This window comes from Pseudoalteromonas 'SMAR', assembly GCF_048515945.1.
In the GTDB taxonomy this organism is placed as follows: domain Bacteria; phylum Pseudomonadota; class Gammaproteobacteria; order Enterobacterales; family Alteromonadaceae; genus Pseudoalteromonas.
Genome location: NZ_JBLWMW010000056.1, coordinates 1 through 12889, shown reverse-complemented (window position 1 = coordinate 12889; position 12889 = coordinate 1). Strand labels below are relative to the sequence as shown.

Genomic DNA, 12889 nt, shown 5'->3' with positions numbered 1-12889 from the left:
ATGAAATTTGCCCGGTCAGCTCAAACTTTTTAATGGTGGCCGCAGGTACACAGCTTCGCTCAGCAAGCGCAGATCGTGACAGCTTTGCCTGCTTTCGTAACTCACGTAAATAAGCCGCATAAGCTTGGCTTACATCGGTATCATCAAGTAAGGTAAAATTCATCCGCAAAGACCAAGTGGACACAGTAATATCCATTATAGCTAAATAAATCAGAAAGTGGACATTATAATATCCATCAATGTGTAGGGTGTTGAAAAAATTACCCGATAAAGCCCTTCAAAACAGCTATGTTTTAGCTCTAACAGCAGCATAAAAACGGCACTGTTTTTCCTTAATCATAGCCAACAAGCACCACTAAGATTTGGTAAAAGCCAGAGGCAAGTAGTGGGCAGTTTAGTGGGCAATCAAGCATTTTTGAGCGGTATCTTTTCGCTAAGTTGTTGAGTTGATTTGGCTCCAATAGTGAATGAGCTAACAACCCTTTTCATTGTCCGTTGAGTTGCTCCACTTAGAGCAACTCAACGATTTAACGAGCCTTGCTAGTTAGGTAAACGCTTAAGAAAACTGGTCACTGTGTTATTAAAGTCGTGGTGATCAACACTTTCTCCATGGGCCACGCCATCAAGTACCACAAACTTTTTGTATGTGCTCGCCTTGGCTTGCTCTGCTAGGCTTCGCATTAACGCAGTGGGCGTCACCGTATCTTTTGCCCCCACCATAAAAAGCATCGGCTGGCGCAATTGCTGAATAAGTTGTTGATTGCTGACGTTGGTTAAGCTGGCCTGAGCTTTAACATCAACGAACGCTTTGGCATACAGCGGCACATTGCTATCAATCCAGCTTTGGAAATCTGGCGCTGTGGAGTCAAGAATGAGCCCGTGAGGTTGATGTTTAGACGCTATTTTTGTCGCCACAAAGCCCCCTAAAGAAAAGCCATACACAGTGATTTTAGTGCCCGATATTTCTGGCCTATTAATAATATGGTTATAGAACGTATCGGCACTGCTTTCTAGGTTGTCAATCGTCAGCTTACCGCCATGGCTGCCCATACCTGGGTATTCCATTATCACTAGATTGCGCTGTGGCGCTGAAAATTTTAACAGCTCTGTTGCACCAGGTATCAGGTTAAAACCATTACCAGGAAAGATAATTATCGTTTCTTGAGGTTGTTTTGACAGCATGGCTGCGTAGTGTATGTTGCTGCCAGCAATCTGCTCCAACTTAAAGGTATGTGAAGCGCTTTTACTGTTTAGCGCCTCTGGGCTAAAGTTTTTAATCGCTGAAATATCGTCTTGCCGTTTGCCCCGGTACTTTTCAGTTAAAGACCACTTACCAGCCTGCAACTGCAATTTCCCTTGTTGTGCTAGCTTTGCCAGTTTTTGCTCTACCTCTGTTAAAGAGTAAGAGGTGCGCTGAGCAATTTGTGCACTGGTGCTGGCATCAAAGCGCATAAGATCGTACACAATCGCTTCCGTTTGGCTACGTAAAAATTGTTCTTCTTTTATTTCAATGCTGGTGCAGCCTATAAAAAACAAGGCGGCTATCACAATAAGGCTAGATATCAGTTTATTCATGGTGCTTCCAAGCTGTTTCTTTTTTATTCTGGAGTATCACCTTAGAACAATTTAGTGCCCGAAGAAAGGAAACCAATATAAAATTGCAACGTAGAACATAGCGACTCGGTTAATCAAGCGCCGGCGTTAACAGAGAAGGTTCGGAGTTGAGGGCCAGCATTGCAATAATTCACAATGCTGGCAACGGGTTTAATAGCCAGCGGCATGGCCATCTTTGCGGGTTTCAGAGGCGCCATAGTAAACGCCATTGGTAAGATCACGCATAATGGCTTGGTAACCGCCATAAGGTCCCACAGCACTGCGTAAAGTATGGCCTTTTTTCATTAACTCGCGGCGCGTTTCCATGGAAAAGCCCGTTTCCAGGCTCACATAACCACCATCGGTCATTACCTCACCCGTGGGCTGAGTCGAGCCTGTGTGTAGTATTCTTGGGGCATCGCCTGCTTCTTGTAGGTTCATACCAAAATCAATCATATTAATCAGGATCTGAGCATGCATTTGCGGTTGTGTTGCGCCGCCCATTACGCCATAGCTCATCCAAGGTTTGCCATCTTTGGTGACAAAAGCCGGAATAATGGTGTGAAAAGGACGCTTGCCTGGCTCATAGACATTAAAGTGCCCTTCTTCTAAGGCAAACAACTCGCCACGGTTTTGTAGCACAAAACCCAGCTTTTCTGGTGTCATGCCCGAGCCCATACCTCGGTAATTACTTTGGATAAGCGAGACCATGTTGCCGTCTTTGTCTGCCGTAGTGAGGTAAATGGTGTCTCCTTCTACAGGCCCGGCTTGGTCGCGCTTAGCCGCTTTATTGGGATTAATCAGAGCACGACGCTTATCGGCATACGCTTGTGAGATCAAATAATCAACAGGAATGTCATTAAAGTCAGGGTCAGCGTAATATTTTGCTCTGTCGGCAAAGGCGAGCTTTTTGGCTTCCACAAAGGTATGAATATACTCTGGGCTGTCAAAGCCCATTTGTTGAATATCGTAGCCTTCAAGAATATTTAAAATTTGTTGTGCCGCAATGCCTTGACCATTCGGTGGTAGTTCCCAAAGGGTATAGCCTCGGTAGTCGCTGCTCACAGGCTTAACCCACTCACTGCGATGCGCCGCTAGGTCTTCGTAGCGGAGATAACCGCCATTTTCGCGCATGTATTTATCGATTTCTTTGGCTATTTCACCTTTGTAGAATGCGTCTCTGCCCTGCTTGGCAAGCAGCTCATAGGTGTTTGCCAACGCGGGATTTTTAAAGATCTCCCCCTTTTTAGGCATGGCACCATCAGGCATAAACACTTCTTTGAATCCGGGATACTCAGCACGAGCCGATACCGAACGCTGCATATAATAGGCAATCAGCTCAGAAACAGGAAAGCCAGAACGAGCATAGTCAATGCTCGGCGCTAGTAAGGTTGCCATCGGTAACTTACCGAACTTTTTATGCAGTTCAAACCAACCATCCACGGCACCGGGAACGGACACTGGTAAAGGCCCATAAGAAGGAATTTTATCGCCTTGCTGCTGCAACATTTCTAAAGTAAGGCTTTGCGGTGAGCGACCCGAGGCATTGAGACCCGATAGGGTTTGTTGCTCAGCATCCCAAACAATCGCGAACAGGTCTCCACCTATGCCACAGCCGGTAGGCTCCACCAGCCCAAGCATGGCGTTTGCCGCAATCGCCGCATCCACGGCACTGCCGCCTTGCTTTAAAATGTCTAATGCCACTTGTGTGGCAAGTGGTTGTGAAGTGGCCGCCATGCCCTGCGTGGCAATCACCTCAGAACGGCTGGCAAAGCCTTTGCCAGTCACACGGTCATAGGCAAAGCTACTAACACTCACGGTGGTCAGTAACAGGGCTGTGAAGGTTTTTCTCAGCGTTAGTTTCATCATTTATTCTCTGTTGCTTTCTTTTTAATCACTATAGGCAACCAAGCTTTGTTGCCGCAATGGCTTTGCGCTCAATGTGATGTTAAACAAGATTGAACCGCTTACAGGGATAGATTTATATCAATTTTTGCTGAGTTTTTTTGACTTTATTGCTACACAAACGCAGTGCTGAACTACACTGAACTAAGATAACTTCACGGACTCGATAACACACTCTGCCATTCCAGCCTGTAACGGAATGCATCATGTAATAGTTCCGTATTTACATTTGGTTATAGGCGCGCATAGGTATTTATGGAAAATCGAATAATTGCGATTAACTTAAAGAAAACGTTAACTTGGGGCACCCTAGCCTTTTGCTTGTTTTTCTCGCTCATTATTGTCGCCACCTCCTTTGTCAACGAACGTGAGCGTTTAATCTCTACGTTTCAATTGCAGCTAAGTTCCGAGCTCAACCATTTGGCCAAAGCCATCAGCAACCAGCCGCTGCAAGACAGTGCCACGGCGGAGCTTATCAACAGTTACTTAGAAAACCCCAGCTATATCACCCTTTTTTTAGCGCAAAACAGGCAACTGGTTGCGGCAGATTCAAACCCCACTAAACAAGCCGCCGCAACTTGGTTGGCTCAGCCGCACAACCAGCAGTGGCTGCAAGAAGTAGGTTATTCAGACAATTTAAGCACTCAATACCTACCCGCCCAACAAGCGATAGTTGCCACGCGCACTATTGAGCCACTTAATGCCACTGATACCGCGCCATTACAGTTAATCGCAACGTATGATTTATCACCTGTCATTGCGGAGCTAGAACAGCAATTTACGGTTAAGCTAGCATTGCTTTTTTTGCTGTTGATGGCGCTATTAACAGGCCTATTAGTGTTTATTCGCCGCTATATTCACAGTCCTATTAACTACCTTATTAAGGTTGGTAAACAACTGACCTCGCAGTCGCTTGGCAGTCGGGCAACAGTTTATGGCAAGGGCGAATTTGCGGTGCTAGCAAAGCAATTGAATACCATGGCACAAGCCTTGGAGGAGAACTGGCAAGAACAAGCCATTGTGACCGATAAGCTCAGACAAAGGCAGGCTTTTATAGATGGTATTTTCTCAGCGCTGCCAGATTTATTCTTCATCATTGATAAAGAAGGAAAAATTATTGAATACCATGCCGGTGAAGCGCAAGACTTGTATATAGAACCTGACTCGTTTATCAATCAAACCATGGCAGAAGTGTTGCCAAAACATGTCGCTAAGCAGTTTAATCAAGCGATTAACTCATCTACGCGATACCACAGTATGACGCAGCTAGAGTACTCACTGGACTTTAACGGCCAAAGCAAACTGTTTGAAGCCAGATTGTCCCCTATCCCTAATACCGACTTGCTAGTGATAGCAGTGCGCAATATAACGGAAAAAAAGCGTCAAGAAGAGGTCATTTTACACCATGCTTTTTACGATACCTTAACCGATTTACCCAATCGTTTTTTAGCCTTAGAGCGGCTCTCGCAACTATTATTAGACGCCGAGCGTAACAAAGAAGTGGCGGTGGTGTTTTTTATCGACCTCGACGACTTTAAAAAGATAAATGATAGTTTAGGTCATGAGGTTGGCGACAAAGTATTGATTGCCGCCGGGAATAGGTTAAGTCAAAGCCTGAGAAAACAAGACACCGTAGCACGCCTTGGTGGCGATGAGTTTATTGTTCTAATGGGCGGTTTTAAGTCGGTGGCCGCAGTAACACCGGTGGCTGAAAAGCTGGTTAAGCAATTTCAACAACCACTTGCTGTTATGGGGCGCGAGTTTAATATTTCCATTAGTTTGGGCGTGGCAGTCTACCCTGACGATGCTCGTACCCCAACTGACATGCTGAGCCATGCAGATACCGCCATGTATAGCGCCAAAAACCTCGGGCGCAACACCTACTGTTTATTTAATCAAACTATGGGGCGGCAACTAAACCGGCGTTTAGAAATAGAAGAAGCATTGCGAGTAGCGCTGCACAAAGGCGAGTTTGAAGTCTTTTACCAGCCACAGTTTAACATCTCAGACCGCAGTATTTTTGGCGCCGAAGCGTTACTGCGATGGCACAGTGAGCAGCTCGGTCCGGTTTCACCCGATGAGTTTATACCGGTGGCAGAGCAAAGTGGCTTGATCATTGATATTGGTGATTGGGTGCTATTTCAAGCGATCCAACAGTCGCTCAGCTGGCAGCAAACCTTACACCCCGATTTTCGTATTGCCATAAACCTCTCTCCAAGGCAGTTTAAAGAGCCTAGTTTAGTAGCAAAAGTGGCGGCTCTGCTCAACGATACTCCCATGGAAAAACGTCATATCGAGCTTGAAATCACCGAAGGGGTGTTGATCTCAGGGCAATCTAAAGCGCGCACGGTGCTGGATCAGCTCCACGGCCTGGGACTGACTTTATCATTGGATGATTTTGGCACCGGCTACTCTTCGTTAAACTACCTAAGACACTTCCCATTTGATGTCCTCAAAGTCGATAAAAGCTTTATTAATGATATGCAAAGCTCGACAGAGTCAATGGCGCTCGTCAAAACCATTATCACTATGGCCCATGATTTATCTATGACCGTAGTCGCAGAAGGCGTTGAAACCGTTGAGCAGCTTTTGACATTACAACAACTGGATTGTGACTTTGGTCAAGGCTACCTCATTAGCAAGCCTTTAAGTTCTTCTGAATTCACTGACTATTACCTGGAGCGACACAGTAAGTTGCAGCAGAGCTCCTAGTTTCATTGCTCATGCCAGTAAAATATTTAATCGGCGAAATACAAGACTAATAAAAATAATATGTTAGTATTGCAGAGCAGTGTAAGGATTTAAATCATGAATATAGAACTACTAGTTAGTAAAGCTAAACAAGTATGCGATAACCGTGGTGCACGATTCACCCCTATTAGAGAAAAAGTATTTCGATTACTGGCCTCAAAACAAGGTGGTGTGGGCGCTTACGACCTACTTGAAGAATTAAAGCTTACCGAATCTGCAGCTAAGCCTGCTACCGTTTACCGCGCGTTAGACTTTCTGTCTGAATTAGGCTTTATTCATAAGATTGAAAGTACTAATGCATTCATGCTTTGCCATCACTTCGATCATATTCACCCGGTTCAGTTACTGATCTGCGATAGCTGCGGACACGTTCAAGAGCTTCACTCCAGTGCGATTTCGCACGAGTTAAATAACCTCGCTGCTGAAACGGGGTTTATCGTTTCAGAGCAAACCATTGAAGCACATGGTCGTTGTGAAAAGTGTAAAGATTAAGTGCGAGAGCGCAAAAATCCCTCTACACTAAAGAGTAACAACGGCAAATTAAAAAATAATGCGTAAGGGAAATCAAATATGAATGTAGAGTTCATCAACCCCTTTTTATCATCTTTAATCAATGTCTTAGCCACGATGGCGCAAACAGAACTAACACCAGGTAAGCCAAAGGTTAAAAAAGACGAAGTGGCACAAGGCGATGTTTCTGGACTAATTGGTATGGTGGGTCCACAAACCAAGGGGTCATTTTCCATCACGTTTGATGAAAGCCTCGCACTCGCCATTATGGAGCGCATGCTGGGTGAACGACCAGACTCCATAAATGAAGACGTCACTGACATGGTCGGTGAAATCACTAACATGGTTACTGGTGGTGCTAAGAATCTATTGGGCGAAAAAGGCTATGAATTTGATATGGCCACACCCGTTGTGGTGTCAGGCCCAGGTCATACTATTACCCATAAATGCGAAGGGCCCAAGCTGATCATGCCGTTCACCTCTGCTGATGGTAACGCTAACATTGAGGTCAGCTTCGATAAGCTAGCACAACAGTAAAGTACACTTCCTGATGACTTGGCAACAAAAACACATCACACTTAAGCCTCGCAGCCGGGGCTTTCACCTAGTCGATAATGAAATTCTGCAACAGTTACCAGAGCTTAAACAGATTAAGGTCGGCCTGCTGCATTTATTTTTGCAACATACCTCGGCCAGTTTAACCATTAATGAAAACGCCGATCCGACCGTGCGCATGGACATGGAAAGCCACTTTAATCATTTTGTGCCTGAGCGGCAAAGTTATTATCGCCACGATTATGAAGGCGATGACGACATGCCAGCCCACATCAAGTCGAGCACCTTAGGCTGTGAGCTTACGCTTCCCATTGCAAATGGCGAATTACAGCTTGGCACTTGGCAAGGAGTGTACTTAGGAGAGCACCGCGACCACGGCGGCGCCAGACGACTGATAGCCACTTTGCAAGGTCAGCAATACTCGTAGCTTACCCGTGGTGTGACATTACAGAGTAGTTCATAAGGGATAGTACCTGCGCAGCGGGCTACCTCCTCCACCGCCAAGTTCGGGCCCCACATTTCTACCTCATCGCCCACCTTAATATTATCGCGGTTGGCGCCAATGTCGACGCTGATCATATCCATAGACACACTGCCGACAATGCCGTAGCGTTTATTACGGATCACCACTGGCGTGCCGCATTGCGCGTGGCGTGGATAGCCATCGCCATAGCCAACACCAATAATAGCTAACTGGGTATCACACGGGCTTTGCCAACGACCGCCGTAGCCCACTGGGCTATTGGCTTTTAACTGCCGAATAGCAATGACCTTAGTGGTCAGGCGCATCACTGGCTGCAAGCCATGCTGCTGACCTACGCCATTTTGCATGGGCGAGATACCATAGAGCATTAACCCTGGTCGGATCCAATCGCCATGGGTTTGTGGCCAGCCAATCACCGCCGCAGAGTTGGCTAAGCAAAGTGGTCCAGATAGCGTATCGACCAGACGAGTAAACAGCGCCTGCTGTACCTGCGTCTGATCATTGTGTTTATCATCGGCACAGGCAAAGTGGGTCATCAAGTGAATGGTATCGGCAACGTTGGCGCAGGCTTTCAACCTCTTATGAAACGCTAAAAACTCGCTTGGCTCAACGCCGAGACGATGCATGCCAGTATCCACCTTAAGCCATACCGTGAGTTTAGCATCGAGCTGCGCTTGCTCTATGGCCTCTAATTGCTGAATGTTATGTACAATGGTTTGTAGGTTGTTAGCCAATAAAATCGGTAAATCTGAGGCATGAAAAAAGCCTTCAAGCAGCACAATCGGCTTGGTGATACCACCGGCTCTGAGTGCCAGTGCCTCGTCAATGCGGGCGACCGCAAAGGCATCGGCTTCGTTAAGGTGCTGTGCCACCTTCACTAAACCATGACCATAGGCATTGGCTTTTAACACCGCCATTATTTTGCTGTTGGGCGCCATCTGTTGCGTGCGCTTCAAGTTGGCTTGTAACGCAGTTAGGTCAATTTCGGCACAGGCTAATCGCATGCTTACTACTCTTGTAAATTATTAATACTCATCGTCCATAGCTGGACCAGCATAGTTGTCAAAACGTGAGTATTGACCTTGGAACGTTAACCTAACCTTACCAATGGGACCATTACGCTGTTTACCAATGATAATCTCGGCTGTGCCCTTGTCTGGGCTGTCTTCGTTATACACTTCATCACGGTAGATAAACATGATTAAGTCGGCATCCTGCTCGATAGAGCCCGATTCCCGCAAGTCAGAGTTAACAGGTCGCTTATCTGCTCGCTGCTCCAAGGTACGGTTCAGCTGCGATAGTGCAATAACTGGGCATTCTAACTCTTTTGCCAAGGCTTTCAGTGAGCGCGATATTTCGGCAATTTCCAAGGTACGGTTATCGGATAAACTCGGTACTCGCATAAGTTGCAGGTAATCCACCATGATCATACTGATACCGCCGTGATCCCGAGCAATACGTCGTGCTCTTGAGCGCACATCGGTTGGCGTGAGGCCTGAGGCATCGTCAATGTACATTTTGCCTTTTTCCATCAACAGCCCCATGGTGGATGACAAGCGAGCCCAATCATCATCATCTAATTGCCCGGTACGTACCTTGGTCTGGTTTATACGGCCAAGCGAAGCCAGCATCCTCATCATGATCTGATCGGAGGGCATCTCCAACGAGTAAATAAGCACCGGCTTGTCTTGGGTCATGGCGGCGTGCTCAGCCAAGTTCATGGCGAAGGTGGTCTTACCCATTGAAGGTCGCGCCGCAACAATCACCAAATCAGAAGGCTGTAATCCGGCGGTCATCTTATCAAGGTCACCATAACCAGTGCTGACCCCTGTTACCCCGTCTTGAGGGGATTGGTAGAGCTCTTCAATTTTGTCGACGGTTTTTTCGAGTATGTTGTGAATGCTTTGCGGACCTTCCGTGCTTTTTGAGCGCTGCTCCGCAATTTTAAATACTTTACTTTCAGCTAAGTCCAATAGCTCATGGCTATCACGCCCTTCTGGGTTAAAGCCCGCTTCCGCAATTTCGTTGGCAACCCCAATCATTTCGCGCACCACGGCGCGCTCGCGTACAATGCTCGCGTAGGCATCAATATTGGCGGCACTGGGGGTGTTTTTAGCAATTTCAGCTAAGTAGGAAAACCCCCCTACCGTTTCTAGTTGATGATTCTTTTCTAAGTTTTCAGAAATGGTAATTAAGTCAATGGGCTGACCTAGTTCCACCAACTTTTCCATCGATTCAAAAATCAACTTATGGGTTCTGGTGTAGAAATCATGCGACACCACCAACTCCGCCACGCGGTCAAATGCTTCGTTGTCCAGCATTAAGCCACCAAGCACAGATTGCTCGGCTTCAATGGAATGGGGTGGTACTTTTAAGGTATCAACTTGTAGATCAGATTTAGCCATATCACAACAATGAGAGGTCGACGGCCCTCTATTGTATCTGGTCTCAGATTAACTGCAAACAACAAAAAGCCGGTGCTATAAAAACACCGGCCTTAAGAGCAGTAAGCTTGTTTGGTTGTGCTGCTACTGGCGCTTCAGCTCAACATTACCGCTGACCGTGTCAATCTCGACATCAGCGTCACCATTGCCTAACACAAACTCCAGTGAACGCGCCGGTCCATACTTTTCCTTTTTCACTTGATCTGAGCTCAATTGGTTATTAATACGGCCACCGGAATGAGCATTAATATCAAAGCGGGCGGATACCTCTGCCGGGAAGTACAGCTCAATATCGCCACTGACACTGTCGAGGTTGAGGTTAGCGTTGCTTGCAAGGGTATCCATATACACTTCAATTTCACCATTTACCGTGGACAGTCTCAGGTCTTTTAACTCACTCATTCTTAATTCCACTTCGCCATTGACGTTTTCTAGGCGTAGCTCATTGGCTGTGGTTTGCGTCTTAATTTCGCCATTGACCGCGCTAAATCTCAGCTTACCTGCAGAATCAATGTCTTCTATATCACCATTTACGGTCTCAAACTGAATATTGCCAGAGAGGTCACGAGTATCAATGTCGCCATTCACCGTTTCCAAAGTAATTTTACCTTTAGCTTGGCGCAGCTCGATATTGCCATTAACGGTTTTAATACGAGCTCCAGCCTGCAAATCGGCGGCTTCAATATCAACCACGACCCCTTCAAAGTCTAATTCGCTGGTGCGCGGCATAAAGATAGTCAGTTCCGAGCCACCTCGCCCACCCCAACTTTGATAGCGTTTAGGCATTTCTACGATAAACTCGGTCACCTGACCTTGGTTTTCTAGGCGATAGCCTTTTGCCTTATCATCTAACTCACCGGTGACCTTAAACACACCTTTGTCCCAGGTTTTGATCACTACATCACCACGCTGGTTTTCAATAATGACTTTACCATCACTGGGAATGTTTAACTCTTTGTCTATTTGCTCTCCGGCAAGGGCCAACGCAGGTAATGCCGCTAAGGTTAATAGTAATGCTCTCATCCTCATTCTCCTAAATTTGTTGCCATTGTGGCTCATGAACCTTGTTAATTAGGTCAAGTTGCTGCTGGTATACTTGCGCTAACATTTTTAACAGCGCTGCGTTTTCTGGGTCTTGCTTAAGCGATAATTTAATCGCTTGCTCCGCGTCTTCCAGTTCCTGTAGCTGCACCTGCCAATCTGATGTTAATGCCGGTTGCGATTGATACTGCACCAATAAAGACTGCTTTTGCTGTTCAAAAAAGGCACTAATGTGAGCCAGCGAGTCCTGCTGCGGTTGGTTCATCACCACCTGCCACGCGAGTAACCCGGCAATGGTGCATGCTGCGATACCCGATAGCTTCTGCCAGTGATTACTACGTGGAGTAGGTTCAATCGCTGCTGGCTGATTAATCGCACGCTCTATCCCAGGCCATAAATCGCGTTGTGGCTGCGCTTGCGACTCTTGTTCCAGTGCATTTTGCATAAATTCATCGAATGAGGGTTTACTCATTGTTGTACCACTCCTGTAATAAATTTCGTGCTCTATGGTATTGCGATTTACTCGACCCCACAGCCATACCTAACATGTTGGCAATTTCCTCATGGCGATAGCCCTCTACCGCATGTAAAACAAAAACTAACCTGGCGCGCTCTGGTAACCGCACAATAAGCTGATCGAGACCATTTAGGTCGCCCAGCATGGCTGCTGCTTGCTCATCTAGTCCAGATTGCTCAAAGCTCACCACTTTCTGTAACCAGTTTTTTTGCTTGCGCAAATAACTAATGGCGATATTGCTGGTGACACTGTGTAGCCAGGTGGTAAATTGTGACTGCCCCTGAAATTGCGCAATCTTTTGCCACACTTGTACGAAGACTTCTTGGCATGCATCTTCTGCATGAGCAGGCTCCGCCAGTAAACGTAAACACAGTGCGTACACTCGCCGATGATGTTGCTCGAATAAAGTACGAAAAGCACTTTGATCCCCTTGCTGACACCTCGCCACTAGCGCATCGGTTTGTTCTTGTGAAAATGCCTCTTTGGCATTAATTATCATGCGTTTTATCCTTTGAGTTGACGGCTTAATCTTCGCACATACCGTGATGCAAACAAAGCAACCCAAGTTCAACTGCCTGTTTCAACTTGCTAACTTAACTTATTGGTACTGGATTAGACGTCGACTAAAGCGAGAAAGGTTTAAAAGCAAAGAAAAGTTTTTTACTGAGTTACTAAAATTAAGTGTAGCTAAGAAGGTTCTGAGGACCAGAATGTCATTTAAGTTAGCGTCAAGGCTGCAGACACAACATAGCAACTAGTAATCTACAGTCGTCTTATTGCCATAACGCCACTTTGCACTGGCATCAATATTTAATTCACCGTTAACAAGTGCGAGCGACAAGCAGACTTTGTGAGTGTAAGTAAGTGGAATGGGTTAAAGAATATAAAATAAAAAGTGCTCACCCAGAGTTTTTAGGAAGCGTTTTGGAGGCTATAACAATAAAAAGCCGCGCATTAGTGAAGTGACCCCATAAAGTTGGACGAGGGCGTTCAAAATTCTGTGTCAGATAATAACGCCTAAATATCCAAGTACCCGAGGGCGTTCAAAATTCTGTGTCAGATAATAACGCCTAAATATCCAAGTACCCA

12 protein-coding genes are annotated in these 12889 nt (G+C 46.2%); 4 read left to right on the top strand and 8 right to left on the bottom strand.

The genetic code is table 11. The features are described 5' to 3' along the window. From ACNKW2_RS17395 to ggt, 3 genes are all read right to left on the bottom strand, one after another. On the bottom strand, window positions 1–163 hold a 163-nt coding region (locus ACNKW2_RS17395; protein ID WP_419149683.1), incomplete at its 3' end, for a helix-turn-helix domain-containing protein. 377 nt (window positions 164–540) lie between these two features. Beyond that, entirely contained in the window at window positions 541–1575 is a 1035-nt protein-coding gene (locus tag ACNKW2_RS17390) for an alpha/beta hydrolase (RefSeq protein WP_419149681.1), read from the bottom strand. A 189-nt stretch (window positions 1576–1764) separates the two neighbouring features. Then, window positions 1765–3459: a gamma-glutamyltransferase gene (gene ggt / locus ACNKW2_RS17385; RefSeq protein ID WP_419149682.1), complete on the bottom strand. Its 1695-nt coding sequence runs from the start codon at window positions 3457–3459 to the stop codon at window positions 1765–1767. Window positions 3460–3753: 294 nt separating this feature from the next. Between ggt and ACNKW2_RS17380 the strand changes: the two genes are divergently transcribed. From ACNKW2_RS17380 to ACNKW2_RS17365, 4 genes are all read left to right on the top strand, one after another. After that, the gene (locus ACNKW2_RS17380) at window positions 3754–6210 is read left to right on the top strand and encodes a putative bifunctional diguanylate cyclase/phosphodiesterase (RefSeq protein WP_419149680.1); all 2457 of its coding nucleotides are present in this window, start codon (window positions 3754–3756) and stop codon (window positions 6208–6210) included. 96 nt (window positions 6211–6306) lie between these two features. Then, window positions 6307–6741 (top strand): transcriptional repressor, encoded by a 435-nt coding sequence (locus tag ACNKW2_RS17375; protein WP_336568575.1) that lies wholly within the window; start codon window positions 6307–6309, stop codon window positions 6739–6741. A 78-nt stretch (window positions 6742–6819) separates the two neighbouring features. Next, entirely contained in the window at window positions 6820–7296 is a 477-nt protein-coding gene (locus tag ACNKW2_RS17370) for a chemotaxis protein CheX (protein ID WP_419149679.1), read from the top strand. Window positions 7297–7309: 13 nt separating this feature from the next. Continuing rightward, window positions 7310–7741, top strand: coding sequence for a secondary thiamine-phosphate synthase enzyme YjbQ (locus ACNKW2_RS17365; RefSeq protein ID WP_419149678.1), 432 nt, complete (start codon window positions 7310–7312; stop codon window positions 7739–7741). Here ACNKW2_RS17365 and alr read toward each other — a convergent pair. The 5 genes from alr to ACNKW2_RS17340 all read right to left on the bottom strand — a co-directional run bounded on the left by alr (window position 7726) and on the right by ACNKW2_RS17340 (window position 12299). Beyond that, entirely contained in the window at window positions 7726–8802 is a 1077-nt protein-coding gene (gene alr / locus ACNKW2_RS17360; RefSeq protein ID WP_419149677.1) for an alanine racemase, read from the bottom strand. The genes ACNKW2_RS17365 and alr overlap by 16 nt on opposite strands. 21 nt (window positions 8803–8823) lie before the next feature. Then, window positions 8824–10203: a replicative DNA helicase gene (gene dnaB, locus ACNKW2_RS17355; RefSeq protein WP_336568568.1), complete on the bottom strand. Its 1380-nt coding sequence runs from the start codon at window positions 10201–10203 to the stop codon at window positions 8824–8826. 123 nt (window positions 10204–10326) lie between these two features. Next, window positions 10327–11265, bottom strand: a complete 939-nt coding sequence (locus ACNKW2_RS17350; protein WP_419149676.1) for a DUF4097 family beta strand repeat-containing protein — start codon at window positions 11263–11265, stop codon at window positions 10327–10329. 10 nt (window positions 11266–11275) lie between these two features. Further along, complete coding sequence (locus ACNKW2_RS17345) at window positions 11276–11755, bottom strand: hypothetical protein (protein WP_419149675.1); 480 nt, start codon at window positions 11753–11755, stop codon at window positions 11276–11278. After that, entirely contained in the window at window positions 11748–12299 is a 552-nt protein-coding gene (locus tag ACNKW2_RS17340) for an RNA polymerase sigma factor (protein WP_336568564.1), read from the bottom strand. The genes ACNKW2_RS17345 and ACNKW2_RS17340 overlap by 8 nt, the downstream gene beginning before the upstream one ends. Between the last annotated feature and the right edge of the window lie 590 nt (window positions 12300–12889).